Origin of the sequence: Erwinia aphidicola (genome assembly GCF_024169515.1) — a bacterium.
GTDB lineage: Bacteria > Pseudomonadota > Gammaproteobacteria > Enterobacterales > Enterobacteriaceae > Erwinia > Erwinia aphidicola.
The window spans coordinates 2,322,038-2,342,610 of sequence record NZ_JAMKCQ010000001.1 but is presented as its reverse complement, the minus strand read 5'-3'; the positions used below and the strand labels follow the sequence as shown (position 1 = coordinate 2,342,610).

The window sequence follows — 20,573 nt, the reverse complement described above, 5'->3', positions numbered from 1 at the left end:
CCGCGCAAGTTGGTTACAGCGCCACCGGGAAGATTGCCCCCAGCACCATGGCGCCGAGGATAGCGCCGCCGGTAATCGGTTTATTCCACAGGTAAAACAGCAGTGAACCCACCAGCGAGCCGAGGCCAATGGGGATCGAAGCGGCCATTGCCGACAGGATAATCAACGGCCCGAGGAAGCGGCCGGAGGCGTTACCCGCGCCCATCATCACGTCGGCCCCGTAGGTGGAGTCGCTGTTGTTGATGGTGAACTTACGCGCCAGGATGATGATGTAACCCACCGCCAGGCCGAGCGCCAGGCCGGTAACCAGCGAGGCCGCGAAGTTGGCTACCGGGAAGACGATGCCTGCCCCAAGCAGCAGTGCCGGCACGCCAAGGCCGATACCGGTCTGGATCGCCCCGCCAATATCAAGAATACCGACCAGCGAGCCTTCGATAATGCGCGCAAACAGGAAGCTGGCGCCAAATGCCGCCACCGCGCCGTAGACGCCGGTTTCCATACCGGAACGCAGCATCGACACAAACGCCACCTCGTTAAACGCGCCCAGGCCGTAGACGTAATACATATGCGTACCGGCGAACACCCCGGCAGAGAGCAGACCGACAAAGATCGGGAACGACCAGTCGGCATACCAAAAACCGCTTTTTGACTCTTCCATTACCATCGTCCTCTTATTTGCCGCTCAGGGAGTTGTGGATCATCTCCATCCAGCCGGGCACGCCAAGCTGGAAGGACTGCAACAGCTTCATGTCGAAGCCACGGAAGAAGCCGCTCAGCACGAACAGCAGCACGATGGCGATCATCATCACCTTCGTGACGCGGTTCCAGCCCGCCTCTTCCACCCCTTTGCCGATCAGGATACCCAGCACCAGGCCCGGCACGGCGTTACCCATAATCAGCTGCGCGAGGCCGCCGAAGATGGTGGCCCAGAAGCCCGATTTCTTCCCGGCGTCGATGGCCGCCAGCCAGAAGATCACCGGCATCACGGTGTTCACCAGCAGGTTAGCCGCAGGCACCAGCACTTTCACCGCGGTGACCTGCAGCGCAGCAGGCACGGCAGAGGCGGTGGAGTTGAGAAACGCCACCACAATCATGCCGATGATGCCGCAGGCAATCGCCATCTTTTTCGGGTTATGCAGGGTTTCCGCCACGTTGCGGTTTTTCACCATCAGTGCCGCCGCGCCCCAGTTGGGGATGATGCGGTGGTCAACGTCCTGAGTGAAGGAACCTGCCGCCACGGAGGAGGCCCAGGCGTTAAAGAAGAAGCCAAGGCCGAAGGAGAAGTGAGAAGCCGGGTCGCCCTCACAGGAATTCAGTTCACCCAGTGTGCGAAATGCGCCCATGCCCTGTGTGGTCGGGGCGTGGAACATACGCGCTGCCCCGGCACCGACACCCACTCCGACCAGGCCGCCAATAATCAACGACTTAAATAAGATGATTAAAAACATCAGTTTTTTCCTTTGGATTTATATCCCAACGTTTTTAGTTAACCGCGGTGAAATCCACCTTGTCGGTGTCGACCACCGCGACGTTGACGGTGATCGCCAGCTCAACGCTGTAGGTTCGCCGCTCGCGCGCCAGAAAGAAGAACAGAAACTTTTCCGTTTTGACGCGCAGTTCGGCACGCAGCACCTTTACATCCACCGGCTCAATACGCAGGAGGATATTGCTGGTGGACTTGAGCACCGTGTTTTGCACCCGGCTCAGGGCGTCGGCAAAGGCTTTCGCTTTGCTGTCGCCCTTGCCGCTGACGTTCACCGTGGTGGTGAATTGCTCTTTCATCAGCCGTGCTTCTTCTGCCACGCCTGCACCAGACGCTCGCCCAGCTCTTCTTTATCCATAAAGCCGAAGCCCAGCACGGTGGCGCCTTCGTTGATGGCGGTGACGCCTTCGTCGATGGAGCGCATGCCGTGTTTGGCTTTATAGCCATATTTGTTCTGTGCGGTGATGGCACCTGCGCCGCCGCTGCCGCAGAAGGAGATACCGAAGTTGGCGTTTTCCGCTTTCATCACGTCGCCCAGCTTCATATCCGCTGCCACGCCAGGAACCACGATGGCTTTACCGCCCGCTTTCTCGATACCTGCTGCCACTTTCTGGCCTTTACCTAAACGATCGCCGATCACTACGATGATTTGAGACATGGTGTATTCCTTTAATTTATAGAGTGATTACTCGTGCCGTCGGTGACGCAGTCAGTTTGGGTGCGGACAGCGCGGAAAAACCGGAGCGTACACGTAGTACGTGAGGATTTTACTCGCTGCGCTCGCCCTTAGGGCCGCCCTAAAGGGCGTTCAAATTGCCCGCAATTTGTGAGCACTGCCCAATCCCAAAATGGCAAGTAAACCAGGCACACTATTGGTTTTCTTTGGCGACTTCGAAATGCACGGAGAGTAGCCAGGCTTCCTCTTTCGGCAGATTACCGAACAGATCGACCACCTGCTGTGCCAGCAGCATGGATTCTGGCGAAATATCGTCAAACAGGTCAGCTTCCACTTCGGGTAGCGCCTCACCGGTCAGCGAGCGCAGCGCCATCGCCCGCACGTGGGAGGTCAGCATCTGCTGCTGTACCGGGTTGGGCTGTATTGCCCTGGCCGCAAACAGGTCGGCAATCTGCCCCATCACCCGTGCGGCCAGCGCCTGAATCTCATCATCCTGCTCTGTTGCCACACTCGGCCCCGTTCCATTACTCACATTCGTCCCCCCCCCTTTTTGCAATGGTTATAAGCTACCGCTGCGCAGAGGTGCTGTGGAGAACGACTTTTTCCGCCAGCAAGCGGAAATAAACGGATGGGGTACGAGCCAGGTCGCAAAAAACATCAGACCGTGCATCAATAATTAAAAAATGAGAGTTAAATCACAAAATAAAGACTATTTTGCGCAATTTATGCAGAGGCAGAGAAAACAACAGCAGAGTAAAGCGGCCAGCAGAAGGAAATAGAGGAAAAACCTATGACGGATTTAATCAGGGCCGGGAAACATTCCCGGCCCTGAGCATTAGCGGAACTTTTTGTGATTGGCGTCGCGGGTTTCAGCCATTTTTTTCGCTTCATCCTTCGCGCCTTTCAGGTCTCCGTCATTGGCCAGCTTGAGGCTGGTATCGATCTGGCCAATCAGGGTATCCAGTCCGGCGTGATAGTCTTTGATCTGCGCGCTGTCTGCCGGCTGGCCCTTAAGCTTATCCGGCGTCTGGATTTTAGCGTTTTCAGCTGCGCCCTTCATATCGGTCAGCGCTTTAATCATTTCGGCTTTATCGTCGGTTTTCTGCACCGTACGCAGGCCGCCTTTCAGCATATCCATATCGCCTTCCAGATCCTGCGACAGCACGGCGAAACTGGACAACAACAGCGAACCACTCAACATTGCAAACATTAATTTACGCATTGCTTCAGTCCTTTTAATTATAAAAAAAGGCGACTGTCTTGGCAGCCGCCTGATAAGCATACGCCTAAATCGCTAAATTACTGCCCGGCAATCTTCATTTCTGGTAACAGAATGGATCCACACTGGATATTGCTGCGGGTTTCAATATCGCTGCCGATGGTCACCATATTGCGCCACATATCTTTCAGGTTACCGGCGATGGTGATTTCACTGACCGGATACTGGATTACGCCATTCTCAACCCAGAAACCGGATGCGCCGCGCGAGTAGTCCCCGGTCAGCGCGCTGACCGCCTGGCCCATCAGTTCCGTGACCACCAGCCCGGTGCCGAGCTGCCTGAGCAGGTCATCAAAGCTGTGGCCCTGCCCGGCAATGCGCCAGTTATGGATGCCGCCCGCGTGGCCGGTGCTCTGCAGCCCCAGCTTGCGCGCCGAGTAGCTGGTCATCAGCCAGTTCTGTAGTACGCCATCTTTAATGATGTCGCGGCGCTCGGTCCGCACGCCTTCGCTGTCGAACGGCGTTGAGGCCAGCCCTTTCAGCAGGTGCGGATGCTCCTCAATCGTCAGCCATTCCGGCAGGATCTGCTGGCCGAGGGAGTCAAGCAGGAAGGTGGATTTACGGTAGACGCTGCCGCCGCTGATGGCCCCCACCAGGTGACCAAACAGCCCGGTGGCCACTTCCGCGGCAAACAGCACCGGCGCTTTCATCGTCGACAGCTTGCGCGGCGACAGGCGTGACAGCGTGCGGCGCGCGCACTCTTCACCGACCGACTCTGGCGACTTCAAATCCTCCATCGCCCGGCCAATAGTATAGGCGTAGTCACGCTCCATATCGCCGTTGGCTTCGGCAATCACGCAGCTGGAGAGCGAATGACGGCTGGAGCAGTAGCCCTGCAGCATGCCGTGGCTGTTACCAAACACTTTAATGCCGACGTGGCTGTTAAAGCTGCCGCCTTCGGTGTTGGTGATGCGCGAGTCAGCCTTTAGCGCGGCCTGTTCTGCACGCGCAGCCAGTTCGATAGCGCGATCGGCGTCGATCTCCGTTGGGTGGAACAGATCGAGATCCGGCGCGTCAAACGCCAGCAGCTCGCGATCCGCCACGCCGGCAAACGGATCCGGTGAGGTGTAGCGTGCAATATCCAGCGCGGCCTGCACGGTGCGTTTGATCGCCTCCGGGCTGAGATCGGTGGAGGAGGCGCTGCCCTTACGGTTCTGATAGTAAACGGTGATGCCGAGCGCACCATCGCTGTTGAATTCGACGTTTTCCACTTCCCCGTAACGCGTGCTGACGCTGATGCCGGTGGTTTTGGTTACCGCGACTTCTGCCCCATCGCTGCTGACTTTCGCCAGCTCGAGTGCTGTTGAGACCGCCTGCTCCAGGGTTTTACGCTGTTCTGCAACTTGGGAGAGTAATTTCATCGGCCTGCCATATAATTAGTTGAGAAATACCTGCATCAAATGCAGCTCTCAAGGTGATAAGGAATGATTTGAGTCTAACAGACTCAGAGAACAATTTCGCAGTAGCCACGTAACCTGATAGCATTAGCCTCTTTTTCAGGAGCCGTACCAATGACCAAGCAGCCCGATGACTGGCTCGACGAAGTACCCGATAACGAAGAAGAAGAAGACGAAGAGATTATCTGGGTCAGTAAAAGTGAGATTAAACGTGACGCCGAAGAGCTGAAGCGCCTCGGTGGTGAACTGGTGGAACTGGGGAAAAACTCCCTGGACAAGATCCCACTGGATGAAGATCTGCGTGCCGCGATTGAGCTGGCGCAGAAGATCAAGAAAGAGGGCCGCCGCCGCCAGATGCAGCTGATCGGTAAGATGCTGCGCTCGCGTGATGAAGAGCCGATCCGTACCGCGCTGGACAAGCTGAAGAACCGCCACAACCAGCAGGTTGCGCTGTTCCACAAGCTGGAAGTACTGCGTGACCGCCTGGTGGAACAGGGTGATGACGTGATCCCTGAGGTGCTGAACCTCTACCCGGATGCGGACCGCCAGCAGCTGCGTGCGATGATCCGTAACGCGCAGAAAGAGAAAGCGACCAATAAGCCGCCAAAAGCCTACCGTCAGATTTTCCAGTATCTGCGCGAATTAGCCCAGGCGTCATGACAGCCTGTTAAGGGCGGACCGGAAAAGAGGGTCCGCCCCTACAGACACAGATGTAGGGGCCGATCGTTTTTTTCGTTCGGCCCGCCATACCCTTACGCTAACCGATCCAACAGCTTCTGATGGATCCCGCCAAAACCGCCGTTGCTCATCACCAGGATGGTATCCCCCGGCTGGGCTTTTTTGGCGATCATCTCTACCAGCGTATCAATATCCGCACTCCACTGCGCCGGCTGAATGCAGGCATCGGCAACCTCAGAGACCTGCCACGGAATGTGGTGCGGCTGGAACAGGAACACTTCATCCGCACGCGCCAGCGACGGGGCAAGATCGTTCTTGCTGATACCCATCTTCATGGTGTTTGAACGCGGTTCCAGCACCGCCAGAATGCGCGCGGTGCCGCCCACTTTGCCACGCAGCGCGGAGAGCGTGGCGAGGATAGCGGTCGGGTGGTGAGCAAAGTCATCGTACACTTTGATGCCGTTGCTCTCACCGCGCAGCTCCAGGCGGCGGCGGGCGTTGATAAACTCATTCAGCGCACGCCCGGCATCTTCCGGCTTCACGCCCACATGGCGTGCCGCAGCAATCGCCATCATGCCGTTATGCATATTGTGCTCGCCGACCAGCGCCCAGTTGACCTCGGCTACGCGCTCACCGTCCAGCAGCACTTCCCAGTGCGACGCATCCGGCGACAGCTTCTTCGCCTGCCAGTGGCCGTTTTCACCCACGGTTTCCTGCTCGCTCCAGCAGCCCATCGCCATCACCTGCTTAATATTGGCATCGTGCTCCGGCAGGATGATCTTGCCCTGCCCCGGCACGATGCGCACCAGGTGGTGGAACTGCTTCTGCACCGCACGCAGATCGTCAAAGATATCGGCGTGGTCAAACTCAAGGTTGTTGAGGATCAGGGTGCGCGGACAGTAGTGCACGAACTTGGAACGCTTGTCGAAGAACGCACAGTCGTACTCGTCGGCCTCGATCACGAAGAATGGGCTTTTTCCTAAATTCGCCGAAACCTCGAAATTCCCCGGTACGCCACCAATCACAAACCCCGGCTGATAGCCGCAGGCCTGTAAAATCCACGCTGCCATGCCTGCGGTGGTGGTTTTGCCGTGGGTTCCCGCCACCGCAATCACCCAGCGGTCGCGCAGCACGTAATCGTGCAGCCACTGCGGGCCGGAGAGGTAAGGAATATTGCGCTCCAGCACTGCTTCCACACACGGATTGCCGCGCGTCATGGCGTTGCCGATGATCACCAGGTCCGGGGCGGGATCGAGCTGTGAGGCGTCATAACCCTGAATTAAATCAATACCCTGCTTTTCCAGCAGCGTGCTCATTGGCGGGTAGACGTTAGCATCTGAGCCCGTGACTTCATGGCCAAGCTCGCGTGCCAGCATCGCCAGACCGCCCATGAAAGTGCCACAGATACCGAGGATATGAATACGCATAAAAGGTCCGTTGCTTAAAAAGTTCCCGCACAGTGTACCGTCCCCATCGTGCGGAAGAAACGGATTTGCCCTATGTTCTTTAGCGCCCAATCGGCTAGACTGCGTACGCATACGTTGGCAGTTTGTGAAGCAGGCTGCTACTCAACCGCAGATTCAGGGATTGTGTTATGAAAACGTTAGGCGAATTCATCGTCGAGAAGCAACACGACTTTCCGCACGCGACAGGCGAACTGACCGCGTTAATCTCCGCGATCAAGCTGGGCGCGAAGATCATCCACCGCGATATTAACAAAGCTGGCCTGGTCGATATTCTGGGTGCCAGCGGCGCCGAAAATATTCAGGGCGAAGAACAGATGAAGCTCGATCTGTTTGCCAACGAAAAGCTGAAGGCGGCTCTGAAAGCGCGCGGCATCGTGGCCGGTATCGCCTCTGAAGAAGAAGATGAGATTGTGATCTTCGAAGGCGTCGAAAACGGCAAGTACGTGGTGCTGATGGATCCGCTGGACGGCTCCTCCAACATCGACGTTAACGTGTCTGTCGGTACCATCTTCTCCATCTACCGCCGTATTACCCCACCGGGTACGCCGGTGACCGAAGAAGACTTCCTGCAGCCGGGCAGCCAGCAGGTTGCGGCCGGGTACGTGGTTTACGGCTCCTCCACCATGCTGGTTTACACCACCGGCTGTGGCGTGCATGCCTTCACTTACGACCCGTCACTGGGCGTGTTCTGCCTGAGCGCAGAGCGTATGACCTTCCCGGAGAAGGGTTACACCTACTCGATCAACGAAGGCAACTATATCCGCTTCCCGCAGGGTGTGAAAAAGTACCTCAAATTCTGCCAGGAAGAGGATAAAGAGACGCACCGTCCCTACACCTCACGCTATATCGGCTCGCTGGTGGCGGACTTCCACCGCAACCTGCTGAAAGGCGGCATCTACCTGTACCCAAGCACTGCCAGCCACCCGAAAGGCAAGCTGCGCCTGCTGTACGAGTGCAATCCGATGGCGTTCCTCGCGGAGCAGGCCGGCGGTAAAGCCTCTGATGGTAAAAACCGTATTCTTGACCTGGTGCCGCAAAGCCTGCACGAGCGCTCACCGTTCTTCGTCGGTAACGATCATATGGTCGACGACACTGAACGCTTCCTGCGTGAGTTCCCGGATAACGGCAACTGATTCGTAGGGACTGACCAAACTGTAGGGGCCGATCTTCTTTTTCAATCGGCCCTTTAACGTTGGCGGGTCGACCGAATAAAAGGGTCGACCCCTACATTATCAGGCGACGTGAGTGACTTTAAACACCGCCATTGTCTGCACTAACTGCTGCGACTGCTCTTCCAGCGACTGGGTGGCAGCGGCGGCTTCTTCGACCAGCGCGGCGTTCTGCTGTGCCACTTCATCCATCTGCGTCACCGCCTGATTCACCTGCTCGATGCCCCGGCTCTGCTCCTGCGACGCGCTGGAGATCTCTTTCATCAGGGTGGTCACGCGCATCACCTCGCTGGAGATCTCATCCATGGTTTCCCCGGCTTTGGTCGCCATGTCGCTGCCTTCGTTGACGCGGACTTGCGACTCCGCAATCAGCGTACGGATCTCTTTAGCGGCGGTGGCACTGCGCTGTGCGAGGTTGCGCACTTCGCTGGCGACCACGGCGAAACCACGCCCCTGCTCACCCGCTCGCGCCGCTTCCACCGAGGCATTCAGCGCCAGAATATTGGTCTGGAAGGCGATACCGTCGATAACGCCGAGGATGTCGCCAATGCGCTGCGAACTGTTGGCGATCTCTGCCATTTTCTCCATCACGTAGCACACCACTTCGGCGCCTTTATCGGCCGTGTCCGAGACCGAGCGCGCCAGCTGGTGCGCCTGCTGGGCATTATCCGCATTCTGCTTCACGGTGGCGGTCAGCTGCTCCATGCTGGCGGCGGTCTGCTCCAGCGAGGCGGCCGACTCTTCGGTGCGCTGCGAGAGGTTAAGGTTGCCAGAGGCCAGCTCGCGGCTGCCGACGTCAATCTGCATGCTGGCGTCGCGCACCAGGCTGACCGAGTGCTGCAGCGACTGCTGCATGCTGCCGAGCGCAGCATTGAGGCGGCCCAGTTCGGTATTGCCGCTTTCCGGTACCGGCTGGGTGAGATCGCCTGCCGCGACATGCTCCAGATGCTTAATCGCGCCATCCAGCGGCTTCAGCAGCAGTTCACGCAGCACCATCCACGCCAGCGCGACCAGCAGCAGGGTCAGGCCGCCCGCCACCAGAATCAGCACCGTCATCAGCGTCTGATTGCGTGCCGCCTGCGCCAGCTGAGCCTCGCTCACCTCATCGGCATAGCTGCCGAAATTATTGACCGCTTCGGAAAACTTACCGGCCAGCGGGGAGATGTTGCCCTCCAGCACCTCGTAGTAGTCATCCGCGCTCTGCTTTTGCAGCGCGTTCATCATCGGCGTGATGCCGCCGTCCAGGTAATCCTTGTAGGTGGCGACCACCGCATCGGCCAGCGTTTTACCGTGCGCCGTCACCGTACCGGCATCGACGAATCGTTTCAGCTCTTGCAGTGAAATAGCCACATAACTGGCAGAACGCCTGGCGATGGTGGCCGCTTCATCCGGCAAGCCAACCTCAAGCTTGCGAATGGCCAGCGCGGCGGTAGCGCGGGTGCGCAGCAGGTTGCCATTAGTGATATATAAGGCATTGAGTTCAATACCCTGGATGCGATTGATAACATCCAGCGAGCGATTGCCTTTCTGAATAGCGATAATCCCCATGATGCTGACCACCAGCAGCAATAGCGTCATCAGTGAAAGCAGCACCAGTAATCCCGAGCGTATTGAAATCTTCTTCAGCATGATTGTTGTCCCGATAAGATAGTCAGATTATTCAAGAGCGTTAAATCGTCATCATTATCGGCACTTCTGCGGTTAATCTTTACCCTTCGCGCAGGGTTATGTGCCTTCTGACACCTCCAGCCTGATCTGAGTCAATAACGACGTCCGATCGCGCACGCTGGAAAACCCCGGCGCAAAGCGCGGCAGCAGCGACAGCGTAAAGCGCAGGTGCTGACCCGGTTCACGCATTACAATGCGGCTTTCCGGCTCGGCGAAGACCTCACTCAGCGGCTGCGCGCTCTCCGGACTTCCCCCTGACGGCAGAAAATTGAAGCTGGCCGCGCGGCTGTCGAGGCGGGCATCATGCAGCCGCAGCTGCATCTCCCCCTGTTGCCCGAAGGCAAAGGCCGCTTCTGCGCCCTGCGCTGAGGTGAAGCGCACGCTGATAATTTGTGGCGCATCGCAGTCAATGCCGATCTGCACCTCGCGCGCCGTCAGGCTCAATTTTTCTGCCGAGCCGGGGATAAGGTGGCGATTCAACTCGCCGTAATCGATGCGCCCACCGTGGCTGGTCACATGACAGGCTGCTTCTGCTGACGCCGCAGAGAGCAGCGTGGCCAGAATCAGCAGGCTGTTACAGGCACTGCGCGATAACTTTTTCATACAGTTGTTTCTCCGATCTGCTGTTTTTGCTGTCGTAATGAAATTCACAGCGCTGTTCGCCGCTGCCGGTCTCGGCGAAAAGATGCACCTGTTCGGGGGCGTTGCTTAGCCAGACCACACCATCATCGATGGCGCTGGTGATGTAATTGTTTTTTCGATCCCAGACGCGGCTGCCGCGCGGCAGCGGTTTACCGTTAGCCAGCGTCAGGTTGAACAGCAGGCGATTGCTGGTGAGCATGGCATAGCGAAACTTTTTCACCGTGCCGCGCGCCAGCGTGGCATCACGGTGACCGTTACTGATATCAATATGTTTTGGCAGCTTCTCGGTATTCACATCGATGCTGCTGCGCTGCCACGGCGTCATCGACGGCACCAGCGCCCGCCCACGCCAGTCGGTCCAGCTGGTGCCGCCGGGGGAGACAATCTCCACCCCGGCCAGCTTCTCATTCAGCTCCACTACGCCGAAGGTATCGCCAATGCGCGCGGCGGTGAAGGTCAGCCCTCCCTCATGCAGCGCCATGCCCCCGTTAAGGCCAAGGGAGTAATTTTGCTGCCCGGCGCTGTCGTAACCTGCGGTGGCGTTCATCCACGTATAGTGCAGATTGGTGTTCAGGGCGCCGTAGACCGACGAGGCTCTTCCCGTCAGGTCGCGCTCGGTCGAGAGCTGGTAGTTACTGTTGTCAGAGAGTTCGCCACTGCTCTCCAGCCCAATACGTTCGCTGTCATTGCTGCGGCGGTAGTAGCTGTTTTGCCGCTGTTCGCCGAGCGGGAAGCTCAGGTTAAGCGACAGCTGGCGGTCGTTGCTTCGCCCGTCACTGCCGTGTGAAGCGTGCACCGTCACCAGCGTAGACGCCACGCGCTTACTCCAGCCCAGGGTGTGAAAGCGCGATGATTTGCCATCGTGCGAGCGTTGAGAAACCGCGTGGCTGTAGGTGAATCTTCCCAGTTTAGGGGGCGCCCAGGCCAACATCAGGCTGTACTGGGTGGTGCCCTCTTTCTTTGTCGTGCGCTGGCGATCCGTCGCTTCAGCCGGCGTGAGAAAACCACTGCTGCTTTTAGTCAGCCCGACGCTGGCGGAGAAGGTGTCAGAGAACTGATAGCGCGTGTTCAGCCGCAGCTGTCTGCTGACCTGGCGACGGTAGCTGTCATTGACCGCGACCAGCTGCGACATGACCGTCAGGGCGGGCAGCGGGGCGGACGAAGCCGCCAGCGCCAGCGAATGATACTGCCGGGAGAGCAGCATGCCGCTTTGCAGATCGAGCCACCCTGCCGGCTGCCACTGCTGCGACAGCGTCGCCAGCAGCGGTTGCTCGCCACCGCCGCTGTTGCGCATCTTTCCGATCGCCAGCGAGTAGCCCTGCGCGCTGGAGGTGAGCGTGCGCCCGAAGCCGCTGGCCGGTACGCTGAACTGCTGCACGCGTCCATCGGTTTCCGTTACCGTTACCTCAAGATCGGCATTGCGATTTTTCACCGGAATATTATCCAGCGTGAAGGCGCCTGCCGGTACCAGCGTACGAAAAACCTCCATTCCATACTGGCGGATTTCGACTCTTGCCTGGGCCGTCGCGCTAAAGCCGTTTACCGTCACGCCGGAACCTTTCTCTGGATTCAGGCCGTTGTCCGGCATCAGCTGTACGCCGTTAATGACGCCCAGCGCGAAGGGCGTATTGCTGACATTAACCACCCCCGCCTGCAGCAGTTTGTTGAGCGGCTGCAGATAGCGCTGCGCCCAGAGCGAGCTGATTTCACCGCCCACTTTGCCATCCATTTTCTGAAACTGCTGGCGACTGCGCACCAGCCAGTTATTAACATTGATGCCGTTCTCGGTGTTCAGCCAGCTGTAACGCTCCTGCCAGCCGCGCGCGCGCGCCAGCGAGGTGTAGAATTCATAGTTGAGCATGCCCGCGCCACCGCCCTCTTCACCCTGCAGCGCCGGATCGTCCTGCTGCAGTCTCTCCTGCGGCACCACCAGGCTGACCGTCAGACGGTAGGGACGATAGCGAATGCTGACGTCAGGATCGCTGTCGGCCCAGTCATGACAGGCGGCACTCTCCTCGCCTGCCGGGCCGTCAGGCCGCACCTCTTTCACGCCCAGCTGCTGAAACAGTTTGGGCGTAAAGCACAGTGCCCCCTGTGGGCCAAAACGGACCCGAAAGGCGCCCACCATCTGGCCGTTCAGGCTGATATCCACCAGGTTATCGCCTGCCGGGAAACGGTTGTTGCGCTCAAGCAGCTGCAGCATGCTGGGGTCGATACCGCTGCGCTTCAGGCGCCCCGCGTCCCAGCTGACGGCGGCGCTGGCCGGCTGCGTCCCATCGTCTGCAGCGCCACAGGCAGAATGCAGGGCGCCAGCGAGGGTCAGCAGCAGAAGTAGCGGCCTGTTCATTAGCTGGCAAGCGTGACCGGCTGTTTAAACTTACCGGCAACATAGCCATATTTAGAGAGCGTCTGAATCTGCACCTGGCGGCCCGACTGGACGCCTGCGCTTTCCGGCAGCGTCACGTTTAGCGACTGCCCCGGCAGGATGTAGCTTTTACTGAGCTTCAGTTTTCTTCTTAGCGGCAGCAGTTCGATCTCCTGCGCCAGGCGCACCACCATCTCCGAGGGATTGGTGACGGTTAAGGTTGTGCCGCGCTGGGTCCATTTCAGCGCCTTCCACGGGTCAGCGCTCATCTCCAGCGCTGCCGGATGGATAATGACCGGCAGATCCTGACGAATATTCATGCCAATACTGTTGGCGCCGCTGGCAGTCTGCGGCGGTATCCCTTCGAAAATAACCCGCTTCATGTGCTGATGCTGCAGCGGTTTATCCTGATTGAGAATAAAGCGCACGCGCTGCGTCTGACCGGCAGCAATGCGGCTAACGGGTTGAGTGACCAGTATCTGCGGCTCTTTATCATCCGGCAGGTCGTAAACTTTTACGTAAAGCAGCGCTTCGGTATCGCTGGTGTTGGTTATATTAATACTGCCACCGCCCTCTTCCTCATTAATAAGCACCATTGAGGTTTCAGGTTTCATAATTGATGACTGCGCGAAAGGAGAAATAACAGCCAGTGATAATAATAAAGAACGTAATAACATATAAATAAACTTTCCGTTAAAAATAACACATAGAGAAAAAGGACATGCCACCAGGGTTCGTGGCATGCCAAAGATAACTATTTTTTCTCTGCGTAATTCAGACTGTAAAGGCGTTAATTACGCCTCTATTAAGCGAGGGGAAATAACGTCAGGTTAGAGATAGACCACATCAAAAGTTGCCATACCGGAGAGCGTAATCTCATCGGCGTTCCCGAGGTCGTTGATGGACGCAATATAGGGCGTGGCCGAAAGTCCCATGGTCAGCTCTTTGGTTGCCGCTGGCAACGCTTCGCCGTCCAGCGCTAAGCCATACAGACTATTGCCGGATGCCTTCCATTGAATTTCCTGACTGCTGGCTGTCCAGCTGCTGCCGCCGGTATCCGACTCCAGCAGCATCACCGCCTGTTTGTCATCAGCATGAGCGTTCTTTGCCTCGGCACTCAGCGTCCAGGCGCCGATCATCTTGCCTTCTGACGTGGTACCCAGACTGAAATAGCTGGCGTCGTTTTTACCATCAATGCTGACTTGCCCTGCCAGTTCAGCAATATCGGCAGGCTTCACCAGCACCAGCGCGCTGGCTTCACAGGCAACTTTGAGGTTAACGCTTTTACTCTCCAGCTGGGTTGCCCGGTTGGCGTGCAGGCTGGTGGCATCAATATCCCCCCAGTTCAGTACGCTGCCACCTTCCAGCGCGACGTTGCAGGCGGGTGGCTCGATAATCCCCCTGACCTGCAGCCGTGCCTGGGTGGCTGCCTGCGCCGCACTGAGCGTTCCCAGCCCCAGCACAGCGGCGGCGACCAGTGGTAATGTCATTTTTTTCATATTAATCACTCTTTAATTCGGGCGTTGTTTCACAGGTAGACAATGTCAAAGGTCGCGTTGCCGTTGAGCGGGATATTCTCCAGCTTGCCCAGCTCGTCCGCCGGGGAGATAGCCGGGGTGACCTGGATATGCAGCATCACGTTTGAGGCGACGACCGGAGCAGCCGTTACGCTGTCGCTGAAGGCATTCAGGGTTTCGCTATTACTCCACTCAATGGTGTTGATCCGGCTCCAGCTTGCGCCTTGATCATCTGAGCTGACGAAGAAAATACCGGGTTTTCCGTTCAGTTGAGATGCTTCGCGGATGGTGCTGATGCGGTAAACCCCCACCAGCTTGTTTTCTCGCGTGGCGCCGAGGCTGAACTGCAGAGCCGGATCGGGCACCCCATCCAGCGGCGTGCCTGCCAGCTCGGCCACATCTTTTGACTTGATGGAGAACAGCGTTGGGGAGGCACAGCTGACGTTCAGGCTGGTGCTTTTCTGTGGCAGCCAGGTCGGCTCATCGCGCTTCAACTCTGAGGCGCGGATCTTGCCCCAGTCCAGCCTGCCGCCGCCCTGAAAATCAATGTTGCACGAAGGCGGTTTAATCACTCCGCGAATTTCCAGCGTGGTGCTGTCTGCTGCCAGCGCGTTTTGGCTCACTGTCACGCTGCAGAGTACAGCCAGAGCGCAGGAGAGTTTTTTTATCTTCAGTGTCATTGTTGTAGTCCGTAACTGAGGGGGGCTATTGCAGTGGGAATACACCGCAATCACCCCAACAAGATTCGCAGCCATCATAGTTTTCCTGTCTGGTAAGTCACTTTATTAATCCATTAATCTCTCGCTAAAAGAAGAAAAGCAGTCATTAATGCTAGCTAAAGCGACATTCACCGCTATTACACCCCCCTGTAACAGGGGCAGACAGGGAAGCTGCAGGTCAGAGGAAATGGGGGGCTGAGCGTGGCTTTTTTTTGCACAAAATGGAGATTATTAATCGATTAATCTGCTTAAAACGGCAGCGCTTAAGCTTTTTTAATCCCTATAGCGCATCAGCGGCAGCGTTTTTTCTCGCAAACACGGCGCTACCGCGCTCAGGTCTATTCTGAAAGCCGGAAAAAGGGGGGTGCGTTGCCGGGTGAGATAGCTATAATACCTGGCACTTAACTACGCTAATTAAAGGAATTGAAATGAGCCTGAACCACGTTCCTGCGGGCAAAGACCTGCCAGATGATATCTACGTCGTGATTGAGATCCCAGCGAATGCCTCTCCGATCAAATACGAAGTCGACAAAGAGACTGGCGCGCTGTTCGTAGACCGCTTCATGGCGACTGCGATGTTCTATCCGTGCAACTACGGTTACATCAACAACACTCTCTCCCTGGATGGTGACCCGGTAGACGTGCTGGTGCCAACCCCGTACCCACTGCAGCCAGGTTCAGTGATCCGCTGCCGTCCGGTAGGCGTGCTGAAAATGACCGACGAGTCGGGTGAAGATGCCAAGGTTGTTGCCGTTCCACACAGCAAGCTGAGCAAAGAGTATGAGCACATCCAGGATGTGAACGACCTGCCAGAACTGCTGCGCGGCCAGATCACCCACTTCTTCGAGCAGTACAAAGCGCTGGAAAAAGGGAAATGGGTTAAAGTTGACGGTTGGGAAGGTGTGGCAGCAGCTAAAGCTGAAATTGTTTCTTCTTTCGAACGTGCAGCAAAATAATCCGTGCAGGAGATGAACTCTCCTCCGCGTTAAATAAAAACACCGCTGCGGCGGTGTTTTTTTTAGCTTTTATCACTATCTCGTAAAAATAAAAACAGCCCCACGCTTTAATCGACGAGCGATATCGTAATCGCATTCTCAGGGAAATAATCATCCTGAATGGCAAACAGACTGTTGCTAAATACCGGATGCAGTTTCAGGGTAAAACTGAGATGCTGTCCAGCTTGGTTTAAAATAATCTGACTGCTCGGCAATAATTTTGCCGTACTCTTATTTTGCGCTTCATCGCTGCGCAGCCACGGCGATCGTTCAGTAAACTGACTGCCATGGTTGTCGAGCACCAGCGCTGAAATAGCCACTTCGAGATTTCCATCACGGCCAAAAGAGAACTGCTGCGGGTTGCTGCCGTTGCTGCCGCTAAATGCCAGTTTCATCTCCCGGGGAGCATCGCAATCCACGCTGACCTGCACTTCACGTACCGGCAGTTCAATCCGGCTGGCGCTGTCTGGCATAATCCGTTTATTCAGCTGACCATAATCCAGCTGTAAAGTACTGCTGCTGATAGTACAGGCCGCTGCGGCCCCCAGCGGAGTGAGCAGCAGGGCAGCAGCCAGCGCGCGCCTTGCCAGCTGACGCACCTGAATTTCTCTTTTAATCACTCTTCCTCCCTGATGTTTGCGCATGCGCTGCCCCACTGACGGGCAGGCGAAACTTTCCGGCGACATAGCCATACTTTGACAAGCTCTGAATTTCCAGCTGGCGCACCTCTGACCCTCCCTGCCCGGCCAGCGTGACGACCTCCCTGGGCAGCAGATAGCTTTTATCCAGCGTCACTGTTTTCTGCTGCGGCAGCAGCGTGATGCTCTGCGCCAGGCGAACTACGTAGCGCCCGCTATTTTCGATGCGTAGATCGCCGTTGACCGTCCTGCAGCGCAGCATCTTCCACGGATCCGCCAGCATGGGCAGGGCCGCCGGATGGATGATCACCGGCAGATCCTGACGCAGATTGACCGCCACGCGATCCGCGGCGATCGGCACCAGCGGGATCCCCTCAACGATCACTCTTTTCAGGTGCTCATGCGCCAGCGCTGCGCGGGTATTGAGTAGAAAGCGCACGCGCTGCGTCTCGCCAGCCGCCAGCCGGGTCACCGGTTGCGTGACCAGCAGCTGCGGCCCCCGATCGTCCGGCAGATCGTAGACCTTCACATACAGCAGGGCGTCCACATCGCTGGTATTGGTCACGTTCAGGCTGCCGCCCTGCGCCGCCTCCTGGATCAGCACCATCGAGCTGGCCGGGCGCATAATGGATGCTTCTGCTGCGCCCGCCCGCAGCAAAGCGGCCAGGCAGAGGATTAGCGTATTGCATTGGCTGAGTTTCACGGATTGAGGTTACCGTAAGTTGCGCTACAGATAGACTAAGTCGAAGGTCGTGCTGCCCGCCAGGGTGACGCTGTCGTCAAAATCCAGCGCCTGCCGTGCGGCCACCGAGGGGGTAACGCGCAGCGTAAAGAGCGCCGTTTTCGCCGGCAGCGGCTGCGGGTTAACGCCGTCAGAAAAGGCGATCAGCTGCTCACCCGGCGTGGTCCAGCTCAGCTCGTCCTGCACCGATTGCCACGTTTTACCCCTGTCGTCGGAACTTATCAGTGCCGCCATCTTTTTCCCATCCACCAGGCAGCTGCTGGCCGCGCTGTGAAGGGTATAACTGCCAATCGCTTTGCCCCTGCGGGTGGTGCCAAGGCTAAAGAGGGTCGCATCGGCGCTGCCTGCGTCTGCCGCTCTGGCGGCAATATCCTTTGCGCGCAGCGCGAACAGGGTAGCGGTTTCGCAGCTGACGTTAAGATGGGTGGTGCGCGCAGGCAGCGTGGTGGCATGGGTACCCGACAGCGACGCGCTGTTAATCTGCTGCCAGTCAAGTACCCCCTGCTGGTCAATGGTGAGATCGCACGAGGGCGGCGAGATCGCCCCTTTTACCTGCAGCGTGAGCTGCGTATCGGCGTGCGCGGTTGAAGCGGTAATCAGCGTGCTGAGCAGTAAAGTGCGGCTCACTATTTTCATCTTGTTCCTCCCTGGTTGATGGTATTCAGACGCAGACGCCGCTGATTTTCTGGAAAGGCGCATCCTGCGACTTATCGTCTTCAAGCTGATAGGAGAAGCTGCACTGCTGCTGCTTATCGGCTATTTCAATATGCAGCGTGGCTTTTTCCGGCGAATTTTCGAGATAAACGGTGCCGTCATCGATCGCCATGGTTAACAGCTTATTGTTTTCATCTCTCACCATGCTGCCGCGCGGCAGCGGTTTTCCATCGCTGAGCTGCAGCGTCAGCAGCAGCCGGCGCGTGGTCAGCACCGAGAAGTTGATGCGTTTGACCGCCCCGCGCGCCAGGTTGACGCTACGGTGGCCGTTGCTGACATCGCTGCGCTTCGGCAACGTTTCGGTGTTCAAATCCAGCCCGCTCTCTCTCCATGCCTGCAGGTTGGGCGCCAGCGCCAGCCCGCGCCAGTCGGTCCAGCTGGTGCCGCCGGGGGTGCTTATCTCAACGTTGGCCAGCGGTTCATTCAGCGCAATCAGGCCAAAGGTCTGGCCGATCGGATTAGATGAGAACAGCAGATGGCGATCGATCAGCGCCATACTCCCGCTGCCGCTCTGTGAGTAACTGCGGTATCCCCCGCCGCTCTGCTGGGTGGTGACCCCCATCATGGTGTAGTGCAGGTTGGCATTAACCCCGCCCTGCACCGACTGCGTGCGCTGCTGCAGATCGCGTTCGGTTGACAGCGCGTAGCTCATATTATTGTTAAGCGCCCCCTGCGTCCGGGCACCCAGCTGGCTGGAGCTGGCACTGCTGCGGTAATAACTGCTGAGCTGCTGCTGTCCCAGCGGCAGCGTCAGGTTGACCGACAGCTGTTTATCGCCAGAGCCGCCGCTGCTGCGCACATAGCTGGCCGACAGCAGCGCCCTGTTGATATTTCGACTCCAGCTCAGCATGTTGTAACGCGTGGCACCACGCCCGGTGCCAAAGCTGGTGCTTTCAGAGTGGCTGAGGGAAACACTCCCCAACACCGGTAGCGACAGGTTGGCCGACAGCGAGTACTGGGTGTTTTCCAGGTCGCGGACGCCGTTGCGCCAGCGGCTGCTGGCTTCACTGAGTGTTAAATAGTTCGGCGTGTTCTTACTCACGCTGCCGCTGAGCGACAGCAGAGCGGAGAGCCGATAGCTGGCTGACAATGAGAGCCGGCCGCTGCGCACCTTGCTGTAGCTGTCGTTGGTCGCCATGATCTGCGCCGCCAGCTGAAAACCCTGCAGCAGCTGGCCGCTGACCGCCATTGCCAGCGACTGGTACTTTTTCGCCAGCATGATGCCGTTTTGTGCCGAGAGACGCGACGTCGGCTGCCAGCTCTTATTCAGGGTGAAAATAGCTGGCACTTCATGATTCTGACTGCCTGCGTCACGCAGTTTACCCAGCGCCAGCGAAAATCCGCGTGGCGCAGCGCTGCTAAACGCCATCAGCTGACTGGCGGGCACGCTGAAGTGCTGCTGCCGACCGTCGGTTTCCAGCACGCTGACCTCAAGATCGCTGTTGCGGTTGGTCAGCGGAATATTACGCAGGTGAAACGGGCCAGCCGGCACCAGGGTGTTATAAATGACCACACCATACTGACGCACCTCGACGCGCGCCTGCGGCGTACTGGCAATGCCCTCGACCATGACGCCGCTCTCCTCCTGCTGTTCGAAGCCATTATCAGGGATCAGCTGTACCCCGTTAATGTCGCCGACGGCAAACAGCGTATCGCTGACGCTAATCTGACCAAACTGCAGCCGCTGCTGCCAGCGGGCAAGGGCGCGCTCAGCATAGAGAGAGCTGACGCTGGCACTGTTTACCCCATTACTCTGGCTCAGCTGCTGATAGCTGCGCACCATCCAGCCGCCGAGATTGAGGCCATCTTCCAGCGTCAGATAGCTGTAGCGGCTGCGGGCGTTGCGGCTGACGTTGAGGGTATTAAAGTAGCTGTAGTTAAGCAGCGCCCCGGCACCCCCGGTTTCGCTGCTGTTCCCCCGCTCAGCAGGGGCCAACCAGCTTTGCGGTACCACAATACTGGCTGACAGCGTGGCGGGATCGGAGCGGGTTGTGATATGCGGGTCGCGCTTTACCCAGGCAAAGCAGCCCTGCGGCGGCATCTTTTCCACGGATTTTAACCCCAGCTGCGCGATCAGCTGCGGGGTAAAACAGAGATCCCCTTCGGCACTCACCGTGACGCTGAAGGTGCCTTTAAACTCACCGTTGACGCTGAGATCGAGGACATTGACGCCAGCAGGAAAGCGCGCGCTGTTCTCCAGTATGCTGAGCTGAGCGGGGTCAATTCCGCGCGCTTTCAGTAATTTTACCGCCAGCGACTCCTTGTCTGCGGCAGCACTTTGGGATTCGTCCGGCTCACGCTGCTTACCCAGCGCCAGCGGTGTTTTATTTAACGGCGGCAGCGCGACATCGCTCAGGACTTCTGCCGGCAGCGCCAGCAGCGCCAGAACGCAGAGTGGTGCCGGCCTCAGACAACGGGAAGACAT

21 protein-coding genes are annotated in these 20,573 nt (G+C 57.7%); 3 read left to right on the top strand and 18 right to left on the bottom strand.

Annotated features, from left to right (window positions below; translation table 11 throughout):
- Positions 1 to 13: 13 nt before the first annotated feature.
- The 7 genes from J2Y91_RS10755 to pmbA form a co-directional block, all read right to left on the bottom strand.
- Positions 14 to 658, bottom strand: a complete 645-nt coding sequence (locus J2Y91_RS10755) for a DUF4310 family protein (protein ID WP_048917361.1) — start codon at positions 656 to 658, stop codon at positions 14 to 16.
- Between the two features lie 13 nt (positions 659 to 671).
- Positions 672 to 1,448 carry a DUF4311 domain-containing protein gene (locus J2Y91_RS10750; RefSeq protein WP_048917362.1) on the bottom strand — a complete coding sequence of 259 codons (777 nt, stop codon included), beginning with the start codon at positions 1,446 to 1,448 and terminating at the stop codon, positions 672 to 674.
- A 34-nt stretch (positions 1,449 to 1,482) separates the two neighbouring features.
- Positions 1,483 to 1,782: a DUF4312 family protein gene (locus J2Y91_RS10745; RefSeq protein WP_048917363.1), complete on the bottom strand. Its 300-nt coding sequence runs from the start codon at positions 1,780 to 1,782 to the stop codon at positions 1,483 to 1,485.
- Positions 1,782 to 2,141, bottom strand: coding sequence for an SFCGS family glycine-rich protein (locus tag J2Y91_RS10740; RefSeq protein WP_048917364.1), 360 nt, complete (start codon positions 2,139 to 2,141; stop codon positions 1,782 to 1,784). Before J2Y91_RS10740 ends, J2Y91_RS10745 begins: the two co-directional genes overlap by 1 nt.
- A 211-nt stretch (positions 2,142 to 2,352) precedes the next feature.
- Positions 2,353 to 2,691, bottom strand: a complete 339-nt coding sequence (locus J2Y91_RS10735; protein ID WP_048917365.1) for a glycine dehydrogenase — start codon at positions 2,689 to 2,691, stop codon at positions 2,353 to 2,355.
- 303 nt (positions 2,692 to 2,994) lie between these two features.
- Positions 2,995 to 3,381 (bottom strand): cytochrome b562, encoded by a 387-nt coding sequence (gene cybC / locus J2Y91_RS10730; RefSeq protein WP_253538238.1) that lies wholly within the window; start codon positions 3,379 to 3,381, stop codon positions 2,995 to 2,997.
- A 77-nt stretch (positions 3,382 to 3,458) separates the two neighbouring features.
- Positions 3,459 to 4,799, bottom strand: a complete 1,341-nt coding sequence (gene pmbA, locus J2Y91_RS10725) for a metalloprotease PmbA (RefSeq protein WP_253538236.1) — start codon at positions 4,797 to 4,799, stop codon at positions 3,459 to 3,461.
- Between the two features lie 150 nt (positions 4,800 to 4,949).
- On the opposite strand from pmbA, the gene yjgA reads away from it, so the two are divergent.
- Positions 4,950 to 5,495, top strand: a complete 546-nt coding sequence (gene yjgA, locus J2Y91_RS10720; RefSeq protein ID WP_048917368.1) for a ribosome biogenesis factor YjgA — start codon at positions 4,950 to 4,952, stop codon at positions 5,493 to 5,495.
- A 92-nt stretch (positions 5,496 to 5,587) separates the two neighbouring features.
- On the opposite strand, the gene mpl is transcribed toward yjgA, so the two are convergent.
- Entirely contained in the window at positions 5,588 to 6,940 is a 1,353-nt protein-coding gene (mpl, locus tag J2Y91_RS10715) for a UDP-N-acetylmuramate:L-alanyl-gamma-D-glutamyl-meso-diaminopimelate ligase (protein ID WP_253538234.1), read from the bottom strand.
- A gap of 167 nt (positions 6,941 to 7,107) precedes the next feature.
- On the opposite strand from mpl, the gene fbp reads away from it, so the two are divergent.
- Positions 7,108 to 8,112 carry a class 1 fructose-bisphosphatase gene (fbp, locus tag J2Y91_RS10710; protein WP_048917370.1) on the top strand — a complete coding sequence of 335 codons (1,005 nt, stop codon included), beginning with the start codon at positions 7,108 to 7,110 and terminating at the stop codon, positions 8,110 to 8,112.
- A 99-nt stretch (positions 8,113 to 8,211) separates the two neighbouring features.
- Here the strand turns inward: fbp and J2Y91_RS10705 are convergent, their stop codons facing one another.
- The 6 genes from J2Y91_RS10705 to J2Y91_RS10680 form a co-directional block, all read right to left on the bottom strand.
- Entirely contained in the window at positions 8,212 to 9,777 is a 1,566-nt protein-coding gene (locus J2Y91_RS10705) for a methyl-accepting chemotaxis protein (protein WP_253538232.1), read from the bottom strand.
- 96 nt (positions 9,778 to 9,873) lie between these two features.
- Complete coding sequence (locus tag J2Y91_RS10700) at positions 9,874 to 10,419, bottom strand: DUF1120 domain-containing protein (protein ID WP_048917372.1); 546 nt, start codon at positions 10,417 to 10,419, stop codon at positions 9,874 to 9,876.
- On the bottom strand, positions 10,391 to 12,805 hold the full coding sequence (locus J2Y91_RS10695) for a fimbria/pilus outer membrane usher protein (protein WP_253538229.1): 2,415 nt from the start codon (positions 12,803 to 12,805) through the stop codon (positions 10,391 to 10,393). Before J2Y91_RS10695 ends, J2Y91_RS10700 begins: the two co-directional genes overlap by 29 nt.
- Entirely contained in the window at positions 12,805 to 13,500 is a 696-nt protein-coding gene (locus tag J2Y91_RS10690) for a fimbria/pilus chaperone family protein (protein ID WP_253538226.1), read from the bottom strand. Before J2Y91_RS10690 ends, J2Y91_RS10695 begins: the two co-directional genes overlap by 1 nt.
- A gap of 153 nt (positions 13,501 to 13,653) precedes the next feature.
- Entirely contained in the window at positions 13,654 to 14,322 is a 669-nt protein-coding gene (locus tag J2Y91_RS10685) for a DUF1120 domain-containing protein (protein WP_253538223.1), read from the bottom strand.
- A gap of 29 nt (positions 14,323 to 14,351) precedes the next feature.
- Complete coding sequence (locus J2Y91_RS10680; RefSeq protein ID WP_253538220.1) at positions 14,352 to 15,020, bottom strand: DUF1120 domain-containing protein; 669 nt, start codon at positions 15,018 to 15,020, stop codon at positions 14,352 to 14,354.
- Between the two features lie 467 nt (positions 15,021 to 15,487).
- Between J2Y91_RS10680 and ppa the strand changes: the two genes are divergently transcribed.
- Positions 15,488 to 16,015 (top strand): inorganic diphosphatase, encoded by a 528-nt coding sequence (ppa, locus tag J2Y91_RS10675; protein ID WP_048917376.1) that lies wholly within the window; start codon positions 15,488 to 15,490, stop codon positions 16,013 to 16,015.
- A 107-nt stretch (positions 16,016 to 16,122) separates the two neighbouring features.
- On the opposite strand, the gene J2Y91_RS10670 is transcribed toward ppa, so the two are convergent.
- From J2Y91_RS10670 to J2Y91_RS10655, 4 genes are read right to left on the bottom strand one after another with little or no spacing between them, the layout of a single operon-like run.
- The gene (locus J2Y91_RS10670; RefSeq protein WP_253538215.1) at positions 16,123 to 16,674 is read right to left on the bottom strand and encodes a DUF1120 domain-containing protein; all 552 of its coding nucleotides are present in this window, start codon (positions 16,672 to 16,674) and stop codon (positions 16,123 to 16,125) included.
- Positions 16,667 to 17,395: a fimbria/pilus chaperone family protein gene (locus J2Y91_RS10665; protein WP_253538212.1), complete on the bottom strand. Its 729-nt coding sequence runs from the start codon at positions 17,393 to 17,395 to the stop codon at positions 16,667 to 16,669. The genes J2Y91_RS10670 and J2Y91_RS10665 overlap by 8 nt, the downstream gene beginning before the upstream one ends.
- 24 nt (positions 17,396 to 17,419) lie before the next feature.
- Complete coding sequence (locus J2Y91_RS10660; RefSeq protein ID WP_253538210.1) at positions 17,420 to 18,070, bottom strand: DUF1120 domain-containing protein; 651 nt, start codon at positions 18,068 to 18,070, stop codon at positions 17,420 to 17,422.
- A gap of 25 nt (positions 18,071 to 18,095) precedes the next feature.
- On the bottom strand, positions 18,096 to 20,573 hold the full coding sequence (locus J2Y91_RS10655) for a fimbria/pilus outer membrane usher protein (protein ID WP_253538206.1): 2,478 nt from the start codon (positions 20,571 to 20,573) through the stop codon (positions 18,096 to 18,098).

What these genes read in the sequence shown, in the direction of transcription:
- J2Y91_RS10680 (WP_253538220.1), bottom strand. Translation starts at nt 15,020, where the DNA reads ATGACACTGAAGATAAAAAAACTCTCCTGCGCTCTGGCTGTACTCTGC.
- pmbA (WP_253538236.1), bottom strand. Translation starts at nt 4,799, where the DNA reads ATGAAATTACTCTCCCAAGTTGCAGAACAGCGTAAAACCCTGGAGCAG.
- J2Y91_RS10740 (WP_048917364.1), bottom strand. Translation starts at nt 2,141, where the DNA reads ATGTCTCAAATCATCGTAGTGATCGGCGATCGTTTAGGTAAAGGCCAG.
- J2Y91_RS10700 (WP_048917372.1), bottom strand. Translation starts at nt 10,419, where the DNA reads ATGAAAAAGTTATCGCGCAGTGCCTGTAACAGCCTGCTGATTCTGGCC.
- J2Y91_RS10690 (WP_253538226.1), bottom strand. Translation starts at nt 13,500, where the DNA reads ATGTTATTACGTTCTTTATTATTATCACTGGCTGTTATTTCTCCTTTC.
- J2Y91_RS10755 (WP_048917361.1), bottom strand. Translation starts at nt 658, where the DNA reads ATGGAAGAGTCAAAAAGCGGTTTTTGGTATGCCGACTGGTCGTTCCCG.
- ppa (WP_048917376.1), top strand. Translation starts at nt 15,488, where the DNA reads ATGAGCCTGAACCACGTTCCTGCGGGCAAAGACCTGCCAGATGATATC.
- J2Y91_RS10655 (WP_253538206.1), bottom strand. Translation starts at nt 20,573, where the DNA reads ATGTCTTCCCGTTGTCTGAGGCCGGCACCACTCTGCGTTCTGGCGCTG.
- J2Y91_RS10660 (WP_253538210.1), bottom strand. Translation starts at nt 18,070, where the DNA reads ATGAAAATAGTGAGCCGCACTTTACTGCTCAGCACGCTGATTACCGCT.
- mpl (WP_253538234.1), bottom strand. Translation starts at nt 6,940, where the DNA reads ATGCGTATTCATATCCTCGGTATCTGTGGCACTTTCATGGGCGGTCTG.
- J2Y91_RS10695 (WP_253538229.1), bottom strand. Translation starts at nt 12,805, where the DNA reads ATGAACAGGCCGCTACTTCTGCTGCTGACCCTCGCTGGCGCCCTGCAT.
- yjgA (WP_048917368.1), top strand. Translation starts at nt 4,950, where the DNA reads ATGACCAAGCAGCCCGATGACTGGCTCGACGAAGTACCCGATAACGAA.
- fbp (WP_048917370.1), top strand. Translation starts at nt 7,108, where the DNA reads ATGAAAACGTTAGGCGAATTCATCGTCGAGAAGCAACACGACTTTCCG.
- J2Y91_RS10685 (WP_253538223.1), bottom strand. Translation starts at nt 14,322, where the DNA reads ATGAAAAAAATGACATTACCACTGGTCGCCGCCGCTGTGCTGGGGCTG.
- J2Y91_RS10750 (WP_048917362.1), bottom strand. Translation starts at nt 1,448, where the DNA reads ATGTTTTTAATCATCTTATTTAAGTCGTTGATTATTGGCGGCCTGGTC.
- J2Y91_RS10745 (WP_048917363.1), bottom strand. Translation starts at nt 1,782, where the DNA reads ATGAAAGAGCAATTCACCACCACGGTGAACGTCAGCGGCAAGGGCGAC.
- J2Y91_RS10705 (WP_253538232.1), bottom strand. Translation starts at nt 9,777, where the DNA reads ATGCTGAAGAAGATTTCAATACGCTCGGGATTACTGGTGCTGCTTTCA.
- cybC (WP_253538238.1), bottom strand. Translation starts at nt 3,381, where the DNA reads ATGCGTAAATTAATGTTTGCAATGTTGAGTGGTTCGCTGTTGTTGTCC.